22 protein-coding genes and 1 pseudogene are annotated in these 25,618 nt (G+C 68.9%); 12 read left to right on the plus strand and 11 right to left on the minus strand.

Annotated features, from left to right (window positions below; genetic code table 11):
- Nucleotides 1-9: 9 nt before the first annotated feature.
- Nucleotides 10-285, plus strand: a complete 276-nt coding sequence (locus ACQEU1_RS10595; protein ID WP_433198833.1) for a hypothetical protein — start codon at nt 10-12, stop codon at nt 283-285.
- On the opposite strand, the gene ACQEU1_RS10600 is transcribed toward ACQEU1_RS10595, so the two are convergent.
- Genes ACQEU1_RS10600 through lnt form a run of 4 tightly spaced genes read right to left on the minus strand, consistent with a single transcriptional unit; the run spans nt 278 to nt 3,413 of the window.
- Nucleotides 278-751 carry a TspO/MBR family protein gene (locus ACQEU1_RS10600; protein ID WP_433198835.1) on the minus strand — a complete coding sequence of 158 codons (474 nt, stop codon included), beginning with the start codon at nt 749-751 and terminating at the stop codon, nt 278-280. The genes ACQEU1_RS10595 and ACQEU1_RS10600 overlap by 8 nt on opposite strands.
- Before the next feature lie 5 nt (nt 752-756).
- On the minus strand, nt 757-1,056 hold the full coding sequence (locus ACQEU1_RS10605) for a hypothetical protein (RefSeq protein WP_433198837.1): 300 nt from the start codon (nt 1,054-1,056) through the stop codon (nt 757-759).
- Between the two features lie 58 nt (nt 1,057-1,114).
- Nucleotides 1,115-1,882 (minus strand): polyprenol monophosphomannose synthase, encoded by a 768-nt coding sequence (locus ACQEU1_RS10610; RefSeq protein WP_433198839.1) that lies wholly within the window; start codon nt 1,880-1,882, stop codon nt 1,115-1,117.
- A complete protein-coding gene (gene lnt, locus ACQEU1_RS10615) occupies nt 1,866-3,413 on the minus strand; it encodes an apolipoprotein N-acyltransferase (protein ID WP_433198841.1) in 1,548 nt (515 codons plus the stop codon). Before lnt ends, ACQEU1_RS10610 begins: the two co-directional genes overlap by 17 nt.
- A gap of 92 nt (nt 3,414-3,505) precedes the next feature.
- On the opposite strand from lnt, the gene ACQEU1_RS10620 reads away from it, so the two are divergent.
- From ACQEU1_RS10620 to ACQEU1_RS10640, 5 genes and pseudogenes are all read left to right on the plus strand, one after another.
- Nucleotides 3,506-4,309 (plus strand): RNA-guided endonuclease InsQ/TnpB family protein, encoded by an 804-nt coding sequence (locus tag ACQEU1_RS10620; protein ID WP_433198843.1) that lies wholly within the window; start codon nt 3,506-3,508, stop codon nt 4,307-4,309.
- Nucleotides 4,310-4,326: 17 nt separating this feature from the next.
- Nucleotides 4,327-4,713, plus strand: a pseudogene (locus tag ACQEU1_RS10625) (RNA-guided endonuclease InsQ/TnpB family protein); the annotation flags it as partial.
- Nucleotides 4,682-6,127: a class I adenylate-forming enzyme family protein gene (locus ACQEU1_RS10630; protein WP_433198845.1), complete on the plus strand. Its 1,446-nt coding sequence runs from the start codon at nt 4,682-4,684 to the stop codon at nt 6,125-6,127. The pseudogene ACQEU1_RS10625 and the gene ACQEU1_RS10630, both read left to right, overlap by 32 nt.
- A gap of 27 nt (nt 6,128-6,154) precedes the next feature.
- Nucleotides 6,155-6,757 carry a TetR/AcrR family transcriptional regulator gene (locus ACQEU1_RS10635; protein ID WP_433198847.1) on the plus strand — a complete coding sequence of 201 codons (603 nt, stop codon included), beginning with the start codon at nt 6,155-6,157 and terminating at the stop codon, nt 6,755-6,757.
- A 122-nt stretch (nt 6,758-6,879) separates the two neighbouring features.
- Nucleotides 6,880-7,074 carry a PspC domain-containing protein gene (locus ACQEU1_RS10640; protein WP_045313734.1) on the plus strand — a complete coding sequence of 65 codons (195 nt, stop codon included), beginning with the start codon at nt 6,880-6,882 and terminating at the stop codon, nt 7,072-7,074.
- Here the strand turns inward: ACQEU1_RS10640 and ACQEU1_RS10645 are convergent.
- Nucleotides 7,052-7,588 carry a hypothetical protein gene (locus ACQEU1_RS10645; RefSeq protein ID WP_433198850.1) on the minus strand — a complete coding sequence of 179 codons (537 nt, stop codon included), beginning with the start codon at nt 7,586-7,588 and terminating at the stop codon, nt 7,052-7,054. The two genes, ACQEU1_RS10640 and ACQEU1_RS10645, sit on opposite strands and share 23 nt — an antisense overlap.
- A 37-nt stretch (nt 7,589-7,625) precedes the next feature.
- The gene (locus tag ACQEU1_RS10650; RefSeq protein ID WP_433198852.1) at nt 7,626-8,315 is read right to left on the minus strand and encodes a phosphotransferase; all 690 of its coding nucleotides are present in this window, start codon (nt 8,313-8,315) and stop codon (nt 7,626-7,628) included.
- Between the two features lie 108 nt (nt 8,316-8,423).
- Between ACQEU1_RS10650 and ACQEU1_RS10655 the strand changes: the two genes are divergently transcribed.
- Entirely contained in the window at nt 8,424-9,389 is a 966-nt protein-coding gene (locus tag ACQEU1_RS10655; protein ID WP_433198854.1) for a LysR family transcriptional regulator, read from the plus strand.
- Here the strand turns inward: ACQEU1_RS10655 and ACQEU1_RS10660 are convergent.
- Entirely contained in the window at nt 9,337-10,116 is a 780-nt protein-coding gene (locus ACQEU1_RS10660; RefSeq protein ID WP_433198856.1) for a hypothetical protein, read from the minus strand. The genes ACQEU1_RS10655 and ACQEU1_RS10660 overlap by 53 nt on opposite strands.
- 263 nt (nt 10,117-10,379) lie before the next feature.
- Here ACQEU1_RS10660 and ACQEU1_RS10665 point away from each other — a divergent pair, with 263 nt between their 5' ends.
- The 4 genes from ACQEU1_RS10665 to ACQEU1_RS10680 all read left to right on the plus strand — a co-directional run bounded on the left by ACQEU1_RS10665 (nt 10,380) and on the right by ACQEU1_RS10680 (nt 16,226).
- Nucleotides 10,380-12,437 carry a hypothetical protein gene (locus tag ACQEU1_RS10665; protein ID WP_433198858.1) on the plus strand — a complete coding sequence of 686 codons (2,058 nt, stop codon included), beginning with the start codon at nt 10,380-10,382 and terminating at the stop codon, nt 12,435-12,437.
- Between the two features lie 74 nt (nt 12,438-12,511).
- A complete protein-coding gene (locus ACQEU1_RS10670; protein WP_433198860.1) occupies nt 12,512-13,066 on the plus strand; it encodes an EF-hand domain-containing protein in 555 nt (184 codons plus the stop codon).
- Nucleotide 13,067: 1 nt separating this feature from the next.
- A complete protein-coding gene (locus ACQEU1_RS10675) occupies nt 13,068-13,784 on the plus strand; it encodes a GNAT family N-acetyltransferase (RefSeq protein WP_433198862.1) in 717 nt (238 codons plus the stop codon).
- 51 nt (nt 13,785-13,835) lie between these two features.
- A complete protein-coding gene (locus tag ACQEU1_RS10680; RefSeq protein WP_433198864.1) occupies nt 13,836-16,226 on the plus strand; it encodes an ATP-binding cassette domain-containing protein in 2,391 nt (796 codons plus the stop codon).
- A 4-nt stretch (nt 16,227-16,230) separates the two neighbouring features.
- On the opposite strand, the gene ACQEU1_RS10685 is transcribed toward ACQEU1_RS10680, so the two are convergent.
- Nucleotides 16,231-16,647 (minus strand): SRPBCC family protein, encoded by a 417-nt coding sequence (locus ACQEU1_RS10685; RefSeq protein ID WP_433198866.1) that lies wholly within the window; start codon nt 16,645-16,647, stop codon nt 16,231-16,233.
- A gap of 11 nt (nt 16,648-16,658) precedes the next feature.
- Complete coding sequence (locus tag ACQEU1_RS10690) at nt 16,659-17,792, minus strand: Glu/Leu/Phe/Val dehydrogenase dimerization domain-containing protein (RefSeq protein ID WP_433198868.1); 1,134 nt, start codon at nt 17,790-17,792, stop codon at nt 16,659-16,661.
- Between the two features lie 93 nt (nt 17,793-17,885).
- On the opposite strand from ACQEU1_RS10690, the gene ACQEU1_RS10695 reads away from it, so the two are divergent.
- Nucleotides 17,886-19,370 carry an APC family permease gene (locus tag ACQEU1_RS10695; protein ID WP_433198870.1) on the plus strand — a complete coding sequence of 495 codons (1,485 nt, stop codon included), beginning with the start codon at nt 17,886-17,888 and terminating at the stop codon, nt 19,368-19,370.
- Here the strand turns inward: ACQEU1_RS10695 and rho are convergent.
- Both rho and ACQEU1_RS10705 read right to left on the minus strand, forming a co-directional pair.
- On the minus strand, nt 19,351-20,376 hold the full coding sequence (gene rho / locus ACQEU1_RS10700) for a transcription termination factor Rho (RefSeq protein WP_433198872.1): 1,026 nt from the start codon (nt 20,374-20,376) through the stop codon (nt 19,351-19,353). The genes ACQEU1_RS10695 and rho overlap by 20 nt on opposite strands.
- 233 nt (nt 20,377-20,609) lie before the next feature.
- On the minus strand, nt 20,610-25,607 hold the full coding sequence (locus ACQEU1_RS10705; protein WP_433198874.1) for an NACHT domain-containing protein: 4,998 nt from the start codon (nt 25,605-25,607) through the stop codon (nt 20,610-20,612).
- Nucleotides 25,608-25,618 lie beyond the last annotated feature (11 nt).

Below are 25,618 nucleotides of genomic sequence, written 5' to 3' on the forward strand. Positions count from 1 at the left end.
GAGGACCCCATGTGGCTCACCATCGCGACCCCGCCGATCACGTCCCTCGACCAGCTCGACCAGGTGATGGGGGCGGCCACCCCGGACGGCCTGCGCGCCCGCTACGCCTGCCGGGAGGGCGACCAGTTCCGGGTCGTCGCCGTCTGGGAGTCGCGGGAGCACGCCGACCGCTTCTTCCGCGAGGTGCTCGGCCCGATCCTCGCCCGCGTGCTCGGCCCGGAGCCCTCCGGGGCGCCGGCGATGACCGGCATGGAGGTGCTGCGCGAGTTCGTGCCGGTCAGTTGAGGACGGCGATCGACAGGTTCAGGGCCGCCGCGAAGCTCACCCACGCCAGGTAGGGCACGAGGAGCAGACCGGCGGCCTTGTTCCGGCGCCAGAACACCACGATCAGGGCGGCGATCGACAGCCACAGCACGAGGATCTCGGCGAACGCCGGCCAGAACCAGCCGAGCCCGAAGAACAACGGCGTCCAGGCCGCGTTCAGCACCAGCTGCGCGCCGAACAACGTCAGCTCACGGCGACCGGCGCCGGACCGCCAGGCCAGCCACCCCGCGGCCGCGATCATCACGTAGAGCGTCGTCCACACCGGACCGAACAACCACCCCGGCGGCGCCCAGGCGGGCTGCTCCAGCATCGCGTAGGTCGACCCGGCCGACACGGAGAACAACGAGCCCACCACGGCCGTGACCAGCACAGCCCCCGCGAACAGCCCCAGGGCGCGGACAGGGTGCCGTTCGGATACGAGCGTCATGGCACTCACATACCCGTTCCGGCACCCGGCAAAGCACGCACGATCCCGAGCACGGCCGCACGGCTCGGCCGCTGCCGTTCGGCGGGACCCAGCAACGTGAGCTCGTCGACCAGCACGGCCTCGCGGATCGCCGCGTCGTGACCGGGCAGCTCGGCGCGCAACGCCTCCACCAGCCTGCCCCGCAACGCCCTGCCCAGCGGGTCGTCGGACGGCAGCAGCCGCCAGTGCGCCGCCAGGATCCGGGACGCCACGCCCTCACCGCCGACCGCCCAGAGCAGGCGGATCATCCGGTCGGCGAGGCCCATGGGTCACACAGTGCGGTCCGGCGGTCGCGCTCGCAACCGCCGGACACGCGAACCGCGGCTACTTCTTCTTGCCGGTGAACAGGGCCTTCACCTGGTTGCCCCGGCGGCGCAGGCCCCACTTCGTCACCCGGACGAGGGCCTCGCGGACGATGTTGCCGCTCATCTTCGACTCGCCGAACTCGCGCTCGAGGAACGTGATCGGCACCTCGCGGACCCGGAAGCCCAGCTCGATCGTGCGCCACAGCAGGTCGATCTGGAAGCAGTACCCGGCCGACGCCACCGACGCGAGGTTCAGCTTGCGCAGGGTGTCCGCGCGGAACGCCCGGAAGCCGCCCGTCATGTCGCGGACGTTCGCGCCCAGCGCGAGCCGCGAGTAGAGCGAGCCGCCCAGCGACAGGAACTTGCGCTGCGCGGGCCAGTTCACGACCTCGCCGCCCGGCACCCAGCGCGAGCCGAGCACGAGGTCGGCCTGCGGCAGCGCGTCGAGCAGCCGGTGCAGCTGCTCCGGCGCGTGCGAGCCGTCCGCGTCCATCTCGCAGATGACGCCGTAGTCCCGCTCCAGCGCCCAGTTGAAGCCCGCGACGTACGCGGCTCCCAGACCGGACTTCTCGGTGCGGTGCATCACGTGAACCCGGTCGTCAGCGGCCGCCATCTCGTCGGCGAGCTGGCCGGTGCCATCGGGGCTGCCGTCGTCGACGACCAGGACGTGCACCTCGGGCAGTGCCGTGTGCAGCCGCTTGACGATCTTTCCGATGTTGTCCCGCTCGTTGTAGGTCGGGATCACCACCAGCACCTGCCCGAGTTCCTGGTCAGGCTGCCGCGCCATTCGAGTCCTTCCGTCGTCGGGTGAAGCCCAGCGCCAACGCCACGAGGCCCGCAGCGGAAATCACCCACTCGGGCCAGGCTCCTAGCCAAGTCGCCAGCGTAGTCTGCGTTCGCAGCGGCAGTGTCGCGACCAGGGCACCCGGCTCGAAAAGCCCAGTCTTCTGAGTGACGGAACCGTCAGGTTCGACGATGGCGCTGACCCCAGAGGTGGCGGCCACGACCACCGCCCTCCCGTGCTCCACGGCCCTCACCCTGGACATGGAAAGCTGCTGGTAGGTCATCTCCGTGTAGCCGAAAGTGGCGTTGTTCGTCGGGATCGCGATGATCGTCGCGCCGGCCGTCACCGTGTCGCGGACCACTGAGTCGAACGCCACTTCGTAACACGTGTCGATCGCGACCTTCGCGGGCCCCATGACGAAACCCTCGGGGTCGGTGCCGGGCTGGAAGACGCCCGCCCGATCCACCGTGGACGAGAAGAGCCGGAAGAACGACCGCATCGGCATCGTCTCGCCGAACGGCTGGAGCTTGCGCTTCGTGTAGGTGTCCGCCGGCCCCTTCTCCGGGTCCCACAGCACCACCTGGTTGCGCGGCAGCCCGTCGTTCTCGTCGACCACGACGGCGCCCACCGCGATCGGCGCCTTGATGGCCTTCGCCGCCTGGTCGATCCGCGCGGCGGCGTCGGGGTTGCGGAACGGGTCGATGTCGGACGAGTTCTCCGGCCAGATGACGACGTCGGGCTGCTTCTGCCTGCCCGCCTGCACGTCGTTCGCGAGCTCGATCGTCCGGTTGACGTGGTTGTCGAGCACCGCGCGGCGCTGGGAGTTGAAGTCGAGCCCGGCGCGCGGCACGTTGCCCTGGATCGCGGCGACGGTGACGGTCCCGGCGGACGCGTCCACCCCCACGGGTAGCACCAGCCCCGCCACCAGCGGCACGGCGACCAGCGGCAGCCCGAGCTTCCAGTTCCTGACCAGCCAGAACAGCCCGAACCCGGTCAGCACGACGCCGAACGTCAGCAGCGGCGCCCCGCCCAGCGACGCGAGCGGCAGGAACCACCCCTCCGGCTGCCCGAACGCGATCTTGCCCCAGGTGAACCCGCCGAACGGCACCAGCCCGCGCACCCACTCGTCCGCCACCCACAGGCACGCGGCCCACAGCGGCCACCCCGGCACGCGGGAGGCGAACGCCATCGCGGCCGTGCCGAGCGAGATCATCAACGCGCACACCAGCGCCAGCGGCAGCCACGCGATCAGGCCGACGAACTCACCCGTCCACCGCAGCAGCGGGACCATGAAGCCGAGCCCGAACACCACGCCGTACCCGAACCCGGCGCGCGCACGCTTGTCGTAGATCACATGAGCGAGGAGCGCGAAGCCGACCGGCGCCAGGAACCACAGCGGACGCGGCGGAAAGCTCAGGTAGACCAGCACGCCGCCGGCGAGGGCGAGTGCCGTGCGGGTGAGGACCGGCACGCTCAGCTTTCGCCTGCGCGCGGGCAATTCCGGCGATTCCGGCGCGATGGGGGGTGCGACCACCCGATCAGCGTACGAGGCCCAGGAGTACACCGGGCGTACGGCCTCGGAAGCCGGGAAACACAGCGACGATCTTGAATGAACACAATGGGCTGATGCGATCCAGATATCGCTATCGGATCGAGCCGACCGACGCACAACGGCAAATGCTCGCACGCACGTTCGGATGCGCTCGGGTGGTGTTCAACGACACCATCCGCCTCCGAGAAGAGGCGTTCCGGGCCGGGCAGAAGCTTTCGCCGACCGAAGTCCAAAGGTGCGTGATCACCGAGGCCAAGACCCGTGCAGAGCGGTCCTGGCTCGGCGAGGTCGCGTCTGTCGCTCTCGTGCAGTCGGTCCGAGACGCGAATCGGGCGTACGCCAACTTCTTCGACTCCGCCAAAGGCAGGAGAAGAGGACGCAAGATCGGCAGGCCCAGATTCAAGTCCCGCAAGGCTGCTCGGCAATCATTTCGCCTCACTCGCAACGGCTTCACCCTGCGCCCGGACGGGAGGCTCTACGTGGCCAAGGTGGGTGACGTACGCGTTCGCTGGTCTCGTGACCTTCCCTCGACTCCCAGTTCAGTGACGATCATCTTGGAACCGGACGGCCACTACTACGCGAGTTTCGTGGTGGACGTCGCCCCAGCGGCGCTGCCGCTCACAGACCGGCAAGCCGGAGTCGATCTCGGCCTTTCCGTGCTCGCGACGATCGTCGACACCGCGGGCCGCTGCACGACGATGCCCAACCCCAGGCATCTCGCGGCGAAACAGCGCAAACTCGCCCGTCTGCAACGGCGGACCGCACGCTGCGCACCGGGCAGCGCCAACCGTGCGAAAGCACGGCGCAGGGCGCCGTCCAGCACGGCGAAGTCGCTCGTTGCAGGCGCGACTTCCACCACAAGCAAGCCCTTCACCTGATTCGCGAGAACCAAGCGATCTACGTGGAGGATCTGAACATCGCAGGAATGCTGCACAACCGCAGGCTCGCACGAGCGATCGCAGACGCCGGATGGGCGCAGTTCGTCCGATTGCTGGAAGAGAAATCCGAACAACACGGACGCGTGGTCCACAAGGTGTCGCGTTGGCTGCCAAGCTCGAAGACATGCTCAGGCTGTGGGGACGTCATGAAGGCGATGCCGTTGAAGATCAGGGCGTGGACATGCCCCGAGTGCGGAGCAGAGCACGATCGGGACCACAACGCGGCTCAGAACATCCTCGCCGTCGGGCGGACGGAGAGGCAAAACGACTGTGGAGCCCCAGTAAGTCCTTCCTCAGGGAAGGCGGTGGGCGATGAACCAGGAAGCACCCAGGGCGCGGCCTGACCGCGCGGGAACCTCCGGCGTTCGAACCGGGGAGCACGTCAACTACGTCGATCTCGTGCTGGAGCGACTGTCCACAGACGACGAACGAGAGGCCTTGATCGGCGGCGACACCAGACTCACCCGCGCGCAGGCCCGTGACCTGCTGCTACGCCTCGCCGACGGACTCGCTCGACGCGGCATCGGCCCCGGCGACGGCGTGGCGGCGTTCGTCGGCAACACCCCGGAGGCCGTCCTGCTCGTGGTCGCCGTCCACCTGCTCGGCGCGCGGCTCGTCTACGTGCCGCCGGAGCCGGGGACGAACGAGCTGAAGGCGCTGATCGAGCGGGCCGAGGTGAAGGGCGTCGTGGTCGACCCGGCGTTCAGCGACCGGCTCGGCGGCTGGGACCTGCGCGACCTGCCGGGCGATCCGGTCGTCCGCACGCCGGAGCCCACCTTCACGACGGTCATGTACACCGGCGGCACCACCGGCCTGCCGAAGCTCGCGGTCCACCACTCGAACCGCCGCTGGGAGGCGTTCCGGGCCATGCCGCCGATGAGCGTGCTCTGCACCACCCTCATCACCCACGGCAGCGGCGCCGCGGCCTGTCAGATGGCCCTGACCACCGGCTCGAAGCTGGTGCTGGGGCCGTCGGTGTTCGACGCGGGCACGTTCTGCCGCCTCGCCCGCGAGGAGGGGATCACCTCGACCGTGTTCGTGCCGCCGATGATGTACGAGGTCCTCGACCACCCCGACCGGCCCGGCCCGCAGTTCGGCTCCGTCATCGTGGGCGGGTCCGCGCTCGCCCCGCGGCGGCTGCGCGAGGCGATCGAGGCGTGGGGCCCGGTCGTGCACCAGACCTACGGCATGACGGAGGCCCTCTCGATCACGAGCATGCCCGCCACGTCCGTCGACTTCGACCGGCCGGACACGACGCGGACGGTCGGCAAGGCCAACCCCGTGCTGGAGGTCGAGACGCGCGACGGCGACGTGTGGGTGCGCGGTCCGTTCGTGATGCAGGGCTATTGGGGCGAACCGACGCTCGCCGAAACGGCCGGCGGCTGGTTCAACACCGGCGACATGGGCTACTTCGACGACGAGGGCTACCTGTACCTCAACGACCGCAGCAAGGACGTCATCGTCACCGGTAGAACGTCCGACAACGTCTACTCGCGGCTGCTCGACGACTTCCTGGTGACGTTGCCCGGCATCAGGCAGGCCGCGGCGGTCGCCCGGCCGGACGAGGCGCTCGGCGAGGCCGTGCACGTCTTCCTGGTCGCGGAAGGACCGGATGTCGATGTCGACAGGATTAGAGCTTCGGTGGTGGCCGAACTGGGTGAGCTCTACCAGCCCAGAGGGGTCACGGTCGTGCCGGAACTCCCGCTGACGGCGGTGGGAAAGGTCGACAAGCGCAAGTTGCGTTCCCTGTTTCGGTAAGGTTCTGGCCAAACCAGGAGGTGACGGATGCCCCGTCCAAGCGTGGAAGCCGAACGCAAGGCGCAGATCCTCGCGTCCACCTGCAAGGTGATCGCGGCCGAGGGCTTCCGCCATCTCCGGGTCTCCGACGTGGCCAAGGACGCCGGCGTGTCCGGCGGGACCGTGCACTACTACTTCGAGACCAAGCGCGAGCTCACCGACGCGGCGTTCGAGCACTGCTTCGAGATCTCGGTGCGCCGCCGCCGCTGGATCCTCGAGTCGGACGAGCCGCCGTTGTCACGCCTGCGCATGGTGGTCGAGTCGTACCTGCCGGAGGGCGCGGAGACCGTCGAGGCGTGGAAGGTCTGGGCCGAGCTGTGGGTCGAGGCGATCCGCAACCCGGAGCTGCAGGAGCTCAACGAGCGCTTCTACGGCGAGTGGCGCGACATCGTGGCGAGCATCTTCCGCGACGGTCAGGCGTCCGGTGACCTCGTCACGTCCGGCGACCCGCTGGAGCTGGCGAACATGATGGTCAGCATGCTCGACGGCCTCGCGTTGCAGGTGCTCGCCGGCTCGAGGGCGATGACGGTCGACACGATGCGCGCGACGTGCCTGCGGTTCGTCGACCAGCTGTCGACGGCGTCCGTCTAGACGTTTCGGGTGCCCGTTCTGTTGAACGGGAGATCCCCGGTATCGGGTGACGCCGATCATCGGGGTCGAACCAGGGTTCGTCCCCGATGCTACAAATGCCCTGGACTGGGCATCCTTGGTGCATGACCACGACAGTCGCATTGAGCAGGCCCAGGACCAACCGGATGATCGCGGGTGTCTGCGCGGGGCTCGCCCAGCGCTGGGGGATGAAGGCGGGCACCGTGCGCCTTCTGTTCCTGCTGTCCTGCCTTCTGCCCGGACCGCAGTTCGTCGTCTACCTCGTCCTCTGGGTGATCATGCCGGACCGCGGCTACTGATCGGCTCGCCGCCGGCCCGCTCGAACAGGACGGCCTCGGGCAGCCCCACGCGGGTGCCGTCGCCGAGGCTCCTGTTCGACGTCCAGACCTGAGTGCGCAGGGCCTCGTTCTCGACGGACAGGATGTCGGCGTTGTGCCGCATCGGCTCTCCGGTGCCGCGCCGCCAGTGCGCGACGTCCGTCCAGAACAGCTCGACCTCGTCCCACAGGTCGAGGGTGCGCGGCCCGAGTGCCGTGCGGATCTCCTGCGCGGTGCGGAGCTGCTCCAGCCCGTGCGAGGCGAGGTTCTGGAAGTCCTCGACCAGCTCCGCCACCAGGCCGCGGTTGGCGGAGTCGGCGAGCAGCTTCTCCGCGACCCGCGCGACCGTGGGCAGCACGTCGTCGGGCGCCGACCGTTGCGCGGCCACGTAGGCCGTGACCATGGCGGCGCTCGACTCGCTGCGGTCTTCCAGGTGCTTCCAGCCGAACCCCGACGCGTCGACGAGCTTCTGCGGCGCGCTTCTAAGTCCCCACACGTGCGTCTCCCCCGAGCTCCGTCCTGTCGGGATCATCTCATCCGGCCCTGTCGATCTCGTCGGCGTGTCCCCTCAGCCACTCGATCTCCCGCGCCAGCCAGGAGTCCGGGCCGGTCACGCGCCCGGCCCTGGCGTGGAGGTCGCGTTCGGCCTCGACCCTCGCGACCACGCGTTTCCCGAAGTCCCGGCGGTCCGCGAGGCCGTACTCGTCGAGCAGGACCCGCACGAGACCGAGCTGGTGGTCCAGGTCGTGGACGATCTCGGCGCCGAGCAGCCACAACCAGGCGGCGTAGGCGAGATCTCGTGCGCGGGGGCCGGGTGCGGCCTGGTCGAAGTCGAACGCCGCCACCGGCAGCCCGTCCGCGAAGGTGACGTTGAGCGGCGAGAAGTCGTTGTGGCACACGGTCTCCTCACCCCTCGCGAGCGGGGAGCCCGCGGTCGCGTCGTGCAGCCGGCGCAGCAACCGCGCCGCGGCGGCGATCTGGTCGCGGGACCAGTCCCTGGGCCGGAACTCGGACCGGGTCTCGCCGTGCTGGAAGCCGAGGATCTCGCGGCCCCGCTCGTCGATGCCGAGCAGCTTCGGCGCCACGTCGACGTCGTCGAGGTACCGGAGCAACCGGTGCACGAACGGCGAGTGCGGGCCGACCGGCCTGCGCACGGTGTCCCCGACGCGGACCACTCCCACGGTGATCCGGCCGCCCGTCAACGGGATCTCGACGCTCGCCACTCGAACTCCTCCTGGTTGTCCTAAGGTCGTTGCACGCGCCATGAGATCGCTCTCCGCGAGGTGCTGTCCAACAACCGACACGCGTCGACGAACAACCAGGAGTTGTGAGTGGAGCTGGACCTCGGTGCCGTCAGGGCGTTCCTCGCCGTGGTCGACGACGGGCACTTCACCGAGGCGGCCGACCGCCTGGGGGTGTCCCAGCAGGCCGTGTCGAAGCGGCTCGCCAGGCTGGAGTCCGATCTGGACGTCTCGTTGCTGACCCGGTCGCGCACCGGGGTGGTCCTCACCGAGGACGGGTCGGCGTTCCTCCCGCACGCACGGGCGTTGATCGGCCTGGCCGACCAGGCCACCGCGCTGCTCCGCGCCCGCCGCCGCCCGCTGCGCGTCGACGTGCTCGCCCGCGTCGCCGCGCCGCTCGACGTGGTCAGGGCGTTCTACGAGGCGGGCGACGTGGACGTGGACGTCGTGGTCTCGCGCGGCGCGGTGTCCCCGCACACCGCGCTGGCGGACGGGTCGGTCGACGTGGCGTTCGGCCGCGTCACGGGCCCGCTGCCGGCCGGGATCGAGCGGACACCGGCCTGGCTGGAGCCGATCCCGATCCTCGTCGGCCGCCGCCACCGGCTGGCCCGGCGCCGGTCGGTGCCGATGGCCGAGCTGGCCGGGACGACGGCGTGGATGCCGGGCTGCGCGGGCGAGAGCGAGTGGGCGGACTACTACCGGCGGCTGAGCGCCGAGTTCGGCGTCGTGATCGACACGTCCGGGCCGGTGTTCGGGGGCGAGCACCTGATGGACGAGATCGCGGCCTCGGCCGAGCTGGTCACGTTCGGGACGACCCGGCAGTTCCCGGTGCACCCGGACGTGGTGCAGGTGTCCGTCACCGGTCCGACGCCCGTCTACCCGTGGTCGCTGCTGTGGCACGCGGCCAACCGCCACCCGGCGATCCCGCTGCTCGTCGCCCACGTCCAGGAGCGCTACCGCCCGTTCGACCCGCGGACCCAGTGGCTGCCGGACGAGGCGCTGTTCAGCGGTTCTCGTCGATCGGGATCCCGGCCAGCTCGTCCGACAGGCCCGTGAACGACTCCGGCTCCACCCGGAACCACCCGTCGAACGGCTGGGTCATGCCCAGGCACAGCACGCAGACGAACGCGAGCACGGCCGAGGTCAGGCACATCTGCAGGATGTGGCGCTTGCGCGCGGTGAAGCCGATCAGCAGCGGGAACACGATCATCGCGACGGCGCCCGCGATCGTGCCGATCAGCATGATGCGGCCGGTGTTGTCGAGGCCGCTCGCCGAGTCCAGGCGGTCGCGGCGCAGGTCGGTGACCTCGCGCAGGCGTTCCAGGGACCGTTCGCGCGCGCTCTTCACCTGGTCCGGTGACGACGGCAGGGACAGGATCTCGGTGTGCAGCGAGTTCAGCGCCGTGGTGGTGGCGTCGTCCGACTCGCCCACGGCGAGCTTCGGCCATTCCTTGTCCGCCACCAGTTTCGGGTACTCGGTGAGCAACGAGCGGATCTGGTCCCGTTGCGGCTGCGGCATGACGGCGGTCTGCCAGTAGACGTCGGCGACGGCGGCGGCCTCCTTCGCGGCGTTGTCCTCGGCGGCGCCGCCCTCTTCCCAGACGATCACCATGTAGAACGCCAGCGCCACGATGAACAGGCCGCTGATCACCGCGCCGAGGAAGCCGCGCGAGTCGGCGTCCCTGTCGTCGGCCTGCTCGTGGGCGCGCGAACGCCCGAACAGCAGGAAGGCGATCGCCGTGACGACCACCGACGCGAGCACGATGACAACGCCGTTCCACATGGCCTCCATCTCCCCACAGCGGACACCGTTTGACCACAGACACCACGCTTCCCGGCACTCTTCCCCGCCCATCAAGAGCAACGGGCTGTTGATCATGTGCACAGCAAGTCCACATCGGAGGGCGCGTCCCGAAGCCGTTGACACGAAAGAGAGAACCGATGGCCGCCGTCCTCAACGGAGAGTGAGGACGGTGTGATCTCCGTGCGGTGACAAGCACCCTCAGGCGTGCCAACCTGTGGCCGACCCCGACCGGAAGGCGTGGCATGCGTGTCCCGATCCTCATCGCCGTCGTGCTGCTGGTTCCGCTGCTCACACCGGGGCCGCCGGTCGCCGCGGCCGAGGTGTGGCACACCCAGTTCGACGAGGCGGTGTACGGGGACGTCGTGGTCGTGGGCAACTCCGTGCTGACCTGCCCGACGGCCGAGCAGGCCGGTCCGCACCCGAAGTACCCGCCGCAGTCCTGTGTGGACGCGCTGGACCGCAAGGGTTCCGGGCCGTCGGCGCTGAACAACGGCCACCGCATGTCGTGGCTCGACGCCGACGCCGACCCGGCGACGTACAACTCGTCGACCGCCCAGCTGACGATCCCGGACGGCGCGACCGTCGCCTACGCCAAGCTCGGCTGGGCCGGCAGCGCCACCTGCCGGGATGGCGTAACCCCACCTGGCACCCCGCGTGACCCCATCACGTTCAACGGCACGCGCGTCTCCCCCGGCACCTTCGCGATCGACGCGCCGGGCGACCTCGCGCACACCGACAACGCCTTCTACAGCGCCGAAGCCGACGTCACCCGCGCGCTGACCAGCGGCACGGTGACGGTCGGCAACGTCTGGGCACCGCAGGGCTTCGACTGCTTCGGAGGCTGGTCGCTGACGGTCGTGTGGAAGTTCCCGCACGCCACGGCCGCCGCGCCCGCCCAACGGCACGTGGCGGTGCACGGCGGCCATGTCCGCCTGCCCACCCAGAAGCCGCTGCTGGCCACCCCCGTCGCGCCGACCCACCCCGCCGGCGGGATCGTCCGGATGGGGATCACGGCGTACGAGGGCGACTGGGCCACCGACGGCGACCAGATGCTGGTCAACGGCCAGCAGATCGGCGGGCGCAACGCGTTCACGTCGTTCGCGCAGGGTGCCGCGCACCCCAACAACATGAGCGTCGACGCGCACACGGTGACCATCGGCGAGAACGTCCTCAAACCCGGCACGAGAAGCGCCGAGCTGAGCTTCAAGCGGGCCGATGACGCGTTCCTGGTGCAGAGCGTCGCCTGGTCGTTCCCGCTGCCCGAGTTCACCCTCGCGGTCGCTCCCGAGAAACCGTCCGCGCACGCCGAGGAGACCGTCACGCAGACCGCGACCGTCACCAACGCCGGTGACGCGCCCGCCGCCGACGTGACGGTGTGCGGCAAGCCGGTCGGCACGCTCGCCCCGCGCGCCACCGTCACGCAGACCTGCACCACCACGGCCGCGGACGACGACTACCCGGCGAACGTCGAGGTCAGGGGCTCCAGCCTCGCGGGAGACCAGCTGACGATCCAGAAGGCGTCGACCGTGGACGTGCTGCACCCGGCGTTGCGCGCGACCACCCCCGCCGAACCGCTGACCGCGCTGCCGGGCCAGCCGGTCACGTTCACGACGACCGTCACGAACACCGGCGACACCCCGCTCTTCGGCTTCACCGCGAAAGCGGGTGCCCCGTGTAACCCCATGCAGGGTCAGCTCGACCCCGGCGCCTCGTCCACGGTGGACTGCACGGTCCCGGCCGGGGACGAGAGCGGCGCGCTGACCTCGACCGTCACCGCCGCCGACCGGCTCGGCGGCAAGGTCGAGGCCTCCGCTTCCGTGCAGGTCAGGGTGATCTACCCGCGGCTGACGATCAGCGCGGCCTGGTCGAAGGACCGCGCGCGGGACGGCGAGCAGGTCACCGTCACCGTCACGGTCGGCAACCCGTCGGACGCGCGGATCGCCGACGTCCGCGTCGAGGGCGAGCCCGCCGCGTGCCGCCGCACGTTCGACGCGCTGGAACCACGGCAGCGCGTCACCTACACGTGCCTCGCCACGGCCCCGTTGAACTCACGGCTGACGGTGTCCGGCGCCGGCACGAACGTCGCCATCGGCGAGAGCGCCGTGGTGCGCGTCGAGTCGCTGTCCGCCCCGCTGCCACCCCTGCCGGAACCCCCCGCGCAGGACGTCCCCCTGCCGCCGAAGCCCGTGGCGCACCTGGAGCAGGTTTCGAAACCTGCCGCAGGCGGCATCGCCGCGGTCATCGGGATGATCGGCATGGTGGTCGTGGCCAGCGCGTTCTCCGGCCTGGGGCGTCGTTGAACAGCGTGCAAACGCTCGTTCGAAACGTGAACCCAGGCGTGTCGTTTCACAGCCGGATGCGGTAGAAGGGTCGTGTGGAGATCACCGCCTTCCTCGACCGCAAGCTCGCGCGCCGGTTCCGGACCTACGACACCGACGGCGACGGGTTCATCGAGCGGGAGGACTTCACCCAGGCCGGCGAGCGCACCACCAAGGCGTTCGGGCTGACAGCCGACGACCCGAAAGCCGTGCGGTTCCACGGAATGCTGCTCGGGCTGTGGGAGCACCTGGCCTCGGTGGCCGACCTGGACGGCGACGGGCGGATCAGCGTCGACGAGTACAAGAAGGCGTTCGCGAACGGGTTGCTGGAGACGCCGGCGTCGTTCGACGAGGGCTACGTGCCGTTCCTCGACGCGCTGATGGCCGTCGCGGACTCCGACGGCGACGGCAGGCTGACGGTGCAGGAGCACGTGACGTGGACCGGCGCGTTGATGGGCCTGTCCGAGGGCGACGCGCGCGGCATCCACGACCTGCTGTCCGACGAGGACGGTCTGCTGTCCACACAGGCCCTGCTGGCGGCGATCCGGGAGTTCTACTTCTCCGAGGATCCCGCCGAGGCCGGCAACTGGCTGCTGGGCTCGCTGGACTGACGTGCTGCTCAGGACGCTGCAGGAGTACGCGGCCCACGCCCAGCCCGCCGCGCACGTGCAGGAGGCGGGCGGCTGGTGGCTGCGGCACTCCCCCGGTGACGCGTGGTGGGTGAGCGCGGTGCTGCCGCACGACCGCGAGGACCGGGTCGAGCAGGCGGAGGAGTTCTGCGCCGAACGCGGCTCCGGCGCGCGGTTCCAGATCACGCCGGGCGTGTGCGCGGACGATCTCGACCAGACGCTCCACACCAGGGGTTACACCCGGGGTCATCACATGTCGCTGCAGATCGCGTCGACCGCGGACGTGCTGCGGCACTCCGACTCGGACGCCGGCGAGGTGACGGTCCGGCCGACCGACGAGTGGCTCTCCGCGTGGCAGGCGGTGACCACGCGGGACGTGAGCGCCGAACGCGACCTGCTCAGCCGCGTCGAGCACCCGTCCGCCTACGCGTACGCCGAGGTGGACGGCCAGGTCGTGGCCGTCGGACGCGCGGTGGCCGAGGACAGCTGGGCCGGTGTGTTCGGCATGGCGACGCTTCCGCACGCACGGGGACAAGGCGCCGCACGGTCCGTGCTCGCCGCTTTGGCGTCCTGGGCGGCCGCGCGCGAGGCGAACCACATGTACCTGCAGATGGAGAAGGCGAACACCACGGCGTTCCGGCTGTACGAACGAACGGGGTTCCGCGAGGTGTGCACCTACCACTATCGAATTCGTGGATGACCGATCACGAATCAAGAAGCACGAGCCGGGTGCGCGAGTTAGTTTTGCGCCATGACCAGGACGGCGCCGCACGACGCGGACACCCACGATCTGATCCGCGTGCAGGGCGCGCGGGTGAACAACCTCCGCGACGTCGACGTGGAGATCCCGAAGCGGCGGCTGACGGTCTTCACCGGTGTCTCCGGCTCCGGCAAGAGCTCGCTGGTGTTCGGCACGATCGCGGCGGAGTCGCAGCGCCTGATCAACGAGACCTACAGCGCGTTCATCCAGGGCTTCATGCCCACGCTGCCGCGCCCCGAGGTGTACCTCCTGGAGGGCATCACCACGGCGATCCTGGTCGACCAGCAGCGGATGGGCGCCGACCCGCGCTCCACCGTCGGCACCGCGACCGACGTGAACGCGATGCTGCGCATCCTGTTCAGCCGCCTCGGCACGCCGCACATCGGTGGCCCGCAGGCGTTCTCGTTCAACGTCGCCTCGATCTCCGGCGCGGGCGCCGTGACGATCGAGAAGGGCGGTCAGAAGGTCAAGGAGCGCCGCGAGTTCTCCATCACCGGCGGCATGTGCCCGCGTTGCGAGGGCCGCGGGCAGGTGTCCGACATCGACCTGACCGAGGTCTACGACGAGTCGAAGTCGATCCTCGAAGGCGCGATCAAGGTGCCCGGCTACAACGTCGACAACCAGTGGACCGTGCAGACGTTCGCGCAGTCCGGGTTCATCGACCCGGCCAAGCCGATCCGCAAGTACACCAAGAAGGAACTGCACGACTTCCTCTACCGGGACCCGATCAAGATCAAGGTCAACGGCATCAACCTGACCTACGAGGGCCTGATCCCGAAGCTGCAGAAGTCGATGCTGTCGAAGGACCGCGAGGCGCTGCAGCCGCACATCCGGGCGTTCGTGGACCGCGCGGCGACGTTCGGCACCTGCCCCGACTGCGGCGGCACGCGGCTGACCGAGGCCGCGCGGTCGTCCAAGATCAAGGGCGTGTCCATCGCCGACCTGTGCGACATGCAGATCACCGACCTCGCGGACTGGATCCGCGGGGTGAAGGACAAGTCGGTCGCGCCGTTGGTCGACAAGCTCGCGCACACGCTGGACTCGTTCGTGGAGATCGGCCTCGGCTACCTCTCGCTGAACCGGCCTGCGGGCACGTTGTCCGGCGGTGAGGCGCAGCGCGTGAAGATGATCCGGCACCTCGGCTCCGCGCTGACCGACGTGACGTACGTGTTCGACGAGCCGACGATCGGGCTGCACCCGCACGACATCGAGCGGATGAACAACCTGCTGCTCCGCTTGCGCGACAAGGGGAACACGGTCCTCGTCGTCGAGCACAAGCCGGAGACGATCGCGATCGCGGACCACATCGTCGACCTCGGTCCCGGTGCGGGGCGGAACGGCGGGACGATCTGCTTCGAGGGGTCCCTCGAAGGGCTGCGCAAGTCCGACACCGTGACCGGCCGGCACCTCGACGACCGGGCGTCGTTGAAGGAGGTGGTGCGGGAGGCGACCGGCGTCCTGGAGATCCGCGGCGCGTCGGCGAACAACCTGCGCGACGTGGACGTCGACGTGCCGCTGGGGGTGCTGACCGTCGTCACCGGGGTGGCGGGATCCGGCAAGTCGTCGTTGATCCACCAGTCGCTGCCGCGCGACTCGGGCGCGATCGTGGTCGACCAGACGCCGATCAAGGGGTCGCGCCGGTCCAACCCCGCGACCTACACCGGGTTGCTGGAGCCGATCCGCAAGGCGTTCGCCAAGGCCAACGGCGTGAAGCCCGCCCTGTTCTCGGCGAACTCCGAGGGCGCGTGCCCGAACTGCAACGGCGCCGGCGTGGTGTTCACCGACCTCGGGATCATGGCGACGATCGAGTCGCCCTGCGACGTCTGCGAAGGCAAGCGGTTCGACCAGGCCGTGCTGGAGTTCAAGTTCGGCGGGCGCGACATCTCCGAGGTGCTCGCGATGCCGGTCGCGGAGGCCGTGGAGTTCTTCGGTTCCGGCGAGGCCCGCACGCCCGCCGCGCACGCGATTCTGGAGCGGTTGAACGACGTCGGCCTCGGCTACCTGTCGCTCGGCCAGCCGCTGACGACCCTGTCGGGCGGTGAGCGGCAGCGCCTGAAGCTCGCCACGCACATGGCCGACAAGGGCGGCGTCTACGTGCTGGACGAGCCGACGACCGGTCTGCACCTCGCGGACGTCGAACAGCTCCTCGGGCTGCTCGACCGGCTCGTCGAGGCGGGCAAGTCGGTGATCGTGATCGAGCACCACCAGGCCGTCATGGCGCACGCCGACTGGATCATCGACCTCGGCCCCGGCGCCGGGCACGACGGCGGCAAGGTCGTGTTCGAGGGCACGCCGGCGGACCTCGTGGCCAAGCGGTCGACGCTGACCGGCGAGCACCTGGCCGACTACGTGGGCGCGCCCGCTCGTCGCAGGAAGCGCTGACGGGCTACTCGGCCGCCTTCTTGATGGAGGCGGCCTCGGCGGCCACGTACCGCCGGGTCATCGACCGGGTCAGCAACCAGCCGAAGCCCGCGAGCGGACCGGTCAGCAGCAGGCTGAGGGTGAGCCGGGTGCCGTTCTCGTGCGGTTCGACGAGGTGCTCGGCCGTGATCTTCACGCCGGGCGACCTCGACTCCCACGTGAACGAGGAGTTCTCGGTGAGCTCGGTGACCGTCCACACCGCCTCGGACAGCTTCGGCTGTTTCAGGCGGGTGCGGGCGCCGACGTGCAGAGGACCGTCGTCGAGGCGTTCCGCGACGGTGACGGTGGGGATGCGCTCCGGCCACCGTTCGACGTCGGCGAGCACCGCCCAGACCCGTTCGGGCGGTGCGGCGATCGTGGAGATGTTCTTGAGGCCCGGCATGGCCCCGAAGTCTAGAACCGCTTTTCGATCTCCTGCACCGCTTTCCCGGCGATGTTCCTGGCGGCCTCACGCGGCGAGGTGCCGTCGGTGAGGACCTTGGTCGTGAGCGCGCGCATGCTCGTGGCGATCTTCGCGAACGCCGACTCGGCCGTGGGGTCGATGTCGCCGAACAGGGTCCACCACCACCAGGAGTTGGTGGCGGAGTTCGCGACGACGTCCGGGATGATCAACGCGTGGATCTCGGCCTCGGCCTCCGCCGTCACCGGCATGTTGGCGGCTTCGACGATCAGCTTGGCGTTGACCAGGTGCGCGTTGGTCTCGTTGATCGCGTAGCTGGTGGCGGCGGGGACCAGGACGTCGGCTTTCGTGGTGAGCCAGGTGTCGCGGTCTCGTTGCCGGTCCTGCGGCCTGAGCTTGCCGCGGTCGATGGCACCGTGCGCGTCCCTGGTCAGCAACAGGGTCTCGACGTCGAGGCCGTCCGGGTTCGTGACGACGCCGTGGACGTCCGCGAGCCCGACGACCCTGACGCCCGCCTGGGCGAGGTAGCGGGCCGTCGCACCGCCCATGGAGCCGAACCCCTGCACGAACGCCGTGGGGTTCGTGAGCCCGAGGTGCTCGGCGGCGGTCAGCGCGGCCTGCGCGACGCCGTAGCCGCCGACGAGCTCGTCCAGGCTGACGCCGTCGACGGTGACCGCGAACGCGTCCTTCAGCCGTTGGCGGGCCTTCTGCTCGTCGTCGAGCAACGGGTAGACGGCCTGGATGGACGACTGGAGGCCGATCTTCGCGATGGCCTCGTCGATCGTGGACTGCCGCAGCCCGAGGTCCTCCCCCATCGTCCAGAAGCGTTCGATGTAGGGGGACATGGCTTTGAGGTACGCCGTGAGGACGTCCTTCGCGCGCGGGTCGTAGGGGTCGAAGTCGATGCCGCCCTTGGCACCGCCGAGCGGGACGTACTTCGCCTGGGGGTCGTAGTTGAGGGCTTCCTTCGCCGTCATCCCCTCGGCGAGACCGCGCACCTCGTCCATCGTGCAGCCGGCGCGCATGCGCAGACCTCCGCTGCTGACACCGCGCACCAGCCGGTCGATGACGAGGTAACCGCGCGCCTGCGTGGCCGGGTCGGTCCAGGCGACCTGGAGATAACTCATCGAACGCACCCCCTTGACTTCACCGTATGACCGCGGTCACAGTGGCCGTCGCAAATAACTGACTGGCGAATCAGTTAACCATCTGGAGGGCCCGTGAGCGAGGTACAGCCTCTCAGCGGCAACTGGCTCAGCGAACGCACGCACCTGCGCAAGTCGCTCCGGCGCACGGACGTGACGTTCTACCTGCTCTGCACCCTCGTCGGCCTCGACACGATCGGCAGCGTGGCGGCCAGCGGGCCCCAGGGGCTCGTGTGGATGGTGATCCTCGCGGTGGTGTTCTTCCTGCCGTACGGGTTCCTGACGACCGAGCTCGGCACGGCGTTCCCGGTCGAGGGCGGGCCGTACGTGTGGACGAAGCTCGCGTACGGGCGGCTCGCGGCCGGCGTGAACCAGGTCCTCTACTGGCTGTCGAACCCCCTGTGGATGGGCGGGACGCTGGCGATCATCGCCGTGACGACGTTCGAGACGTTCTTCCTGCCGCTGGGCACGGTGGGCAAGCTCGTCGCCGGGCTGGTGTTCATCTGGGTCGGCGTCGCTGCGGTGGCGGCGTCGTTGCACGTCGGCAAGTGGGTGCCCATCGCGGGTGCGTTCGCGCGCATCGTGCTGCTGGGGTTCTTCATGATCTCGGTGGTCGTGTACGCGGTGAAGAACGGCGTGCAACCGTTGGCAGGGAACGATTTCGTGCCGACCTGGTCGGGGTTCGTCGTGCTGGTGCCCGTGCTGATCTTCAACTACGTGGGCTTCGAGCTGCCGTCCACCGCGACCGAGGAGATGACGGATCCGCAGCGCACCGTGCCGTTCGCGATCCTGCGGGCGGGGCTGTCGGCGTTCTTCCTGTACGGCGGCCCGATTCTCGGCATCCTGCTGGTGGTGCCCGCCTCGCAGATCCAGGGGCTGGGCGGGTTCATCGACGCGGCCAAGCAGGTGCTGACGGTCTACGGCGGGTCCGTGGCCGCGGACGGGACCGTGACGCTGACGGGGGCCGGCGCCGTGCTGGGCAGCGTGTGCGCGGCCGGGTTGATCGTCGGCGTGCTGACTTCCGGTGTGTCGTGGGCGATCGGTGCGCACCGCGCGCAGGCCGTGGCGTGCGCCGATGGTTCCGGACCTGCTTACCTGGGGCGGCTTTCCGAGAAGCACGGCACCCCGGTCCGGGTGAACGTCCTTTCGGGAGTGTTGGCGTCCGTGGTGCTGGTGACGGCGCTGAACCTCAGCGGCGGCGACTCCGAGAAGTACTTCACCGCGGGCCTCGCACTGGTGATCTGCACGACGTTCATCAGCTACCTGCTGACGTTCCCGTCGATGCTGGTGCTGCGTTACCGGATGCCCGGCGCGGACCGCCCGTTCCGCGCGCCGTTCGCCTGGCTGGTGACGATCCTGACCACGGGCCTGGTCGCGTTCACCGTCGTGGTGCTGATCTGGCCGGCGGAGCTGCCGTCGGCGTTCAAGGGCCAGCGGACCGAGTACACGCTCTCGCAGGTGGTGCCGCTGCTGATCGTGATCGGCATCGGTTTCCTGTTCTACGCCTTGGGTTCCCCGACGCGCGCTCGTGACCGGGAGCTCACTTCGACATCTGCATGAGGAACTCGGCGTTGCTCCGGGTCTTGCGCAGGCCTTCGACGATCACGTCGATGTCCCGGTCCGCCATGACCCGGCGCACCGCGTCCATGATGGCCATTTCTTGTTTCGAGGTGATGAGCTCCGCCTTGCGCGTGCTCGACTGCGTGAGGTCGATCGCGGGGTAGATCCGGCGCTGGGCGGCCTTGCGATCCAGCTTCAGCTCGGCGTTGCCGGTGCTCTTGAGCTCCTCGAAGATCGCGGTGTCGGCCAGCGACCCGGTCTCCACCAACGCCGTGGCGAAGATCGTCAGGCTGCCACCGCCCTCGATGTTCCTCGCCGCGCCGAGGAACTGCTTGGGCGGCGTGAGAGCCCGCGCGTCGATGCCACCGCTGAGAATCCGGCCACCGTTGGGCTGCGCGAGGTTGTAGGCCCGCCCCAGCCGCGTGAGCGAGTCGAGCAGGATCACCACGTCCTGGCCGTCCTCGACGAGCCGCTTGGCCCGTTCGACCGCCAGCTCCGCGACCCGGATGTGCTCGCCGGGGTGCTCGTCGAAGGTGGAGGTGAACATCTCCCCAGGAATCGTCGTGCGCATGTCGGTGACCTCTTCGGGCCGTTCGCCGACGAGCGCCACGATCAGGTGCACCTCGGGGTTGTTCTTGGCGATCGCCTGCGCGATCTGTTGCAGCACAATGGTCTTACCAGCCTTGGGCGGCGCGACGACGAGCGCCCGCTGCCCCTTCCCGACCGGCATGACCAGGTCGATCGCCCGACTCGTGAGCTCTTCAGGATCGTGCTCCAACCACAACCTCTCGTTGGGATAAAGCGGCGTCAGATCCTCGAACCGAGGCCTCTTGTGCGGCGCACGCCCGTTGACCGTGTCAACGCTCGTGAGCCTGTCGTTCTCGGCCTCCCCGCTGATCCGGTCGCCGCGCCGCAGGTCGAACTGCCGCACGAGCGCCTGCGGAACCTGAGGCCCGCCAACGAGAAACGCCTTGTTGTTACGTACGTCGAGTACACCGATGTCCATCGATACTGTCCTTTCAGGAGGGTTGCTTCAGGTGCGCCTCATCGACTCCCCGGCCACGTCGTGTGGCCGCTTTCGGAGGAGAGCGCTTCGAATACAGGTCCGCCAGCGTGAGAAACTGGAGGGGTCTTCGCTGCGGATCTGAGATGGTCCAGCAGCTGATCCGGTCCTTACGTGTGCTCCCGCACACCGCCGGTATGAACGAACCATAGCAGAGAACGTCAACCGCGCACCTGTTATTCCGAGCACGCGTCCCTCAACCGGACCAACAGCCCCCGCGCGTCCTCCCGCATCAACGCACTCCACAACGCCAGATCCCGAGCCGCACCACACCTGACGTGCCGAGCAACCCCTTCATCCCACGCCACCGCCCGAGCCACCACCGAGCCCCACTCCCGCTGATCGTGCCTGAGGCCGACCGCAGCCCGAGCACTCCGCATTCGCACCACGGGTCCGCCCTCAACGCCCCGCAACAACTCCACCGCCCTCGCGGAGTCCACCGCCCCCAGCCGCCTCAACACCTCAACCCGCCGCAGCGGGTCAGCCACCGAGGCCAGTTCCGTGAGGGTGGCGAGCACTTCCCGCAGCGCCGTGCGCGCGGCCTGCCAGAGAACTGAAGCGGCCTTGGCCCGAACCAACACAGGAAGCCCCTCATGAGCCATCATCGCCCGCGCGATGGCCGCCGCCTCCTTCCTCCCGGCAGCCCCGAACTTCAACAGATGCCCGACCGACCAAACCCGCAACGCAGGCCGCACCGCCCCGTCCGTCGCCACCCGCGCAAGCACCTGCATGCCGGCAACCCGGTCATCCCGCGTACGCGTCCGCAGCACTTCAGCCGCTCGCACCTGCTCAGCCAGCTCCCCAGTATCCCGAACACACCGCAGTGCATCGATGTCCTCATAGGCCGCCAACCCGTCGATCCGATTCAGCCACACGTCGCTCGGCACGTCGACGCGAAGATCCCCGAGTACCTGGGCGGCCTGCCCACGAACCCGACGCGAGAGACTCACGTCCACCACCTCGGCGAACGCCTCGTCACGCACCAGCCACCACTGCGCCTCGCCCATCCTTGAAAGCGCGTTCCGCGCAACCCTTCCCGGCAATCGTTCGAGCACCGCGACAGCCTCGGCGTGATGCGTGAACGAGATCCCGAACAGGGCGACCGCAGCTCGAATCCGCTCCCTGCACATCGTCTCGGGACCGGCGAGGACATCTCGGATCTCCGCGACAGCCTCGTCGCGCAACGGCAGATCGTCCCACTGGTCGGCAGTTGGCACCCGATCCTCGATCGAGATCGACCTGATGTGCAGCCGGGTGCGTTCGAGATCGGTACGCACCGCGCGGTCCAGCGTGCCAATAAGTGAGCGCCACGACTCACCCAGGACGTCAGGCCCTCGCAAGACCTCGATCACCGCCCGCTTGTACCGCTCCGGACGCGGACGAAGCAGAAAGTTCTGATACCGCAACGTCTTCGCGCGCTCTTCTGCAGTGATGCCGGGGTCCACAGCCAGCCTCCACAGAGCGTCGATCGAGGACGGCCAGGTTCTCCTGTCCAGCCTCGCCAGAGCACAAGCCGCTTGGCCTCGCTCCTCGACCGGAACATCTGCGTCGTCCAGCACCGACCGATGGAACTCGATCGCCTGCGTGAGACTCTCGTACGCCCATTCCCTTGCCCCGTAAGACACAGTCTCGTCACAAGCGATCCGGCGCAGTTCGTCTACGTCTTCGAGCACAGTGGCAGCGGCGATGCGCTGCCCTAGGACCGTCGCATCGGCGGCAAGCTGAGCACGGAACCTTAATGTTAAGTCCATATCGGACGAACGCAGGTCACCGACCACGGTCTTCAAACGCTCATCAGTGAAATACCTCGCAGCAGACGCAACCAGGTCCGCCGCGAGTCCAAGGTGATCAGGCATCCAGGACGCGATCCGGACCGCCGCTTCCGCCCGATGCTCGGGATGAACGCCGGGGAACTCAGCCAGGCGTTGGAGGGCCGCCAAGGTCTCCTGTTCCTCGCCATACCCCAGACCTTGCAGTGCCTGCACCGCGCTTTGGCGACGTTCAACAGAAGTGCGGCTGTCGACGAGCACCGCAAACAGTGCGCGCGCGAGCTCATTGCGAGGGCCGGGACCGTTGCTGGAGTGGTATGTGACGGCATAGACAAAGTCGGTGATCATCGGCTCACCGATGATCATCCGGCTCAGCTCGACAGCTGACTCGCGGTCGAATCGTGCTGCCAGCACACTGAGCCCACCGGCTGAAACGACGCGGGCGTGCATCGATCGGTTCCGGTCGCGGACAACCGCGCGCAACACCTCCACCGCGTCATCCGCCCTCACGCCGTCCAGATTTGCCACGGTCGCTGCCAGGACATATACCGCGTCCGATTCCTCCGATCGAGCGTCCTCCAGCAGCCCTGCGAGGGCTTCGCGACCCGCACTGGTGCGACACAGTTCGTAGTACGCCCTCGGTTCCTCGAAGATGAGGTGCCTCAGCCACGAGATCGCTTCCGGGTGAAAGTCCAAACCCGACCGGATGAGAGCGTCTGCGGCACGGCGCCGCACCACGGCGGACACCGCAGCATCGGCAAGCAGATCGCGAAGTTCGGCAATCGCGCGCGCCCGATGCGGCTCGCCAAGGCGAACGAGCTCGTCCAGCATCGTGAGATGGTCGTGCGAGCCGTGTGGTGGCTTGGATGCCAGCAGAGCTTCGGCCACCTCACTTCGGTAGGCAGGCCCGACAGCACCCAAAGCTTCGGCCGCCCACGCAACGTTGTTCCAGTCCTGGTGGCGTTCGGAGAGCATCGCCCGCAGTCCAGCTAGTGCCGCGTCGCGTTCCGGCTGGTAGCTCACCAGGAATCCGAGCAGGACAGACCGGTCGAACGCCCGGCGCGCACCCGCCGCCATCGCCGCGATCAGCCGACCGGCAGTGCGACGGTGCTGTGATCCCAGCTCGCTCAATGCCCGCGCCGCTCGGACCTGGCCGCGTGCTGACAGACTACGGTTGGTCACGTGCTTGGCGAGTACGGCGGCCGCCTGATCGAGGTGTGCGGGGCTGATTGAGGCCAAACTGAGCGCCGCTGTATCCCAGCAGTGCGCGGTTCCTTCCGCACCGCGTAAGACGATTAGGAGGTGGTGAACGCAGAAGTCGGCGAACTCAGGGTTGATTTCGAGAAGGCCTGTTGCCGCTTCCGTGATGTGGCCCGGCCGTGAGTCCTCATCGGACAGAACGCGGATTAGAGAGTCGATCGCGAACTTGCGTGCCTCGCCGTCGAACGCCGCCAGCACGACAGCAGCGACTCGCAGGGACACGTCGCCGACGTCCGGGTCTGTAAGTACTTCGCGCAGGCCGCGTTCGGCCGTATCTCGTTCGGCAGATCCGCACTGCGCAAGCGCCTCTGCGGCCTTGAGTCGATCGCTTACCAACGCCTTGGGAGCGTCTACCAAGAGCCGCAAGAATCTCGTAGCTTCCGCGCTGTGCGGTCCTCTCACGCGAATCGCGAGAGCGGCGGCGCACTCGGTACGCGAGCGCGACGGAGCGTTGTTCTGGTGCATCAGGTTGCTCAGCCACTGCACAAGGTCTGGGTAGCGGGTGGCTCGTGTCGCCTCGGCGAGCATTTCTGGCGCGTCGGTGTGGGTGGTCATGGCCCAGCCGCCGACCGTGGCGAGGAACGACTCGGTCTCCGCGGGCGAGGCCGTTAGGTGGTGAGCCAGTAGGCGGGCGGCCAGGAGGTGTTGGGAGGCATCTCCTTGGTGCAGCCAGGCCAGGAGGTGGTCCGCTTCTGTCGGGTGCAGGCGGGAGTGGTGGAGGAGGACGGCTCGGGCGAAGCGGCCCGACTCGCGGGCATTGGCCGCGTGCAGGAGGTCTGCGAACGCCTCTGGACAGAACTCATCGGGGAGTTCGCGGGCCCGGGACGTGGCGGCGAGATGTTCGGCGAAGCTCTGGTGCAGGAACTGGAGGTCATCGCCACGCAGGATGAACGGGCCGACGGAGAGCAGATAGTCGAGCAAGTCCTCTGACCACATTTCTTCACCGACGAAGGCACGCGCGGTAGGCAGGAGTGGGAGTTCGGTTTCCAGGCGGACTCGGGCCAGGTGTTCGAGGAGGCTTTCGCGGTCGAAGCGGTCTGGTTGGTCGCGGCGGATGTGGGCGAGGTAGGTGACGTAGAGGGAGTATTGGTTGCCTGGCAAAGGTTCTGCGGTGTACTCGCCGTAGATGATGGCGGCGATCGTAGCGAGCAGGGGGACCTGGAGGAGTTCGTCGAGGTGTGCCTCGCGGATCTGGCGCAGGAAGCGGTGGGCGTCCTCGTCGGGGAACCAGTTGGCGGCGAAACGGCGGAGGGCTGTGGCGTCGAAGGGCTGGATCTCGTAGCGGACTGCGCTGATGCGATGCAGGGCCGCCAGTGCGCCGCCTTCGGTGGGGCGGGTGGTGAGCAGGAGGCGGTAGGCGTCGTCAGAAGCCCAGGCGGCGAGGGCGTTGACCAGTCGGAGGCGCTGGTCCGGGTCGGAAACCTCGTCCAAGCCGTCTACCAGCAGGAGCCAGCGGCAGCCGAGCGGGCGAGTGGTGAAGAGGTCCTGGTCCACGGGTTCGCGCAGGAGTTGGCCGTACTCGGCGGCGGCGCTGTCGGCTAGGGCCTGGGCGAACGGGAGATCCAGACGTGCGGCCAGGGCGCGGGCGGTGATCCGCAGCGGGATCACGGGTTCAGCCAATGGGGCGGTGTCCGCGCGGGTTTTCCAGTTCTGGGCGATGTCTGCGGCGAGGCGCAGGGTCAGGGTGGACTTGCCCAGGCCGGGGCCGCCGGTGACGACGAGGTGGTCGTCCGCGTCGAGGGCGGTGCTCATCGCGCGTGACGGCGGGCGGACGGTGATGCGCACGGCCGGGCGGGTCGGCGTCTCGATCAGCCGGCCGTCGTCATCCAGGACGGGGCCTTGACGGGGTGTCTCGGGTTCGTCCACAGCGTTGCCCAGGTCCTGGCGCACGTAGACGGTGTCCAGGGACGGTTTGCGGGCGCCCGGCAGGCGGTACGGGGTCTCATGCGCGGCGTGGAGTTGTGCCCACAGCAACGACTGGATCTCCGGCGGCGGTTCAGGGACGTCGTCCCAGCTCGACGGCGGGTCGTGGACAGGCCTCGGGGTCTTGCTGGGGTGCACGTACACGTCGCCGTGGATGTGCTGGGCCTGGAACACCGAGCCGGTGACGTCGCCGGTGCTGAACCCCAGGTCGTCGCGCGCCATCCGGGGATGAT

Origin of the sequence: Lentzea sp. CA-135723 (genome assembly GCF_050936595.1) — a bacterium.
GTDB lineage: Bacteria > Actinomycetota > Actinomycetes > Mycobacteriales > Pseudonocardiaceae > Lentzea.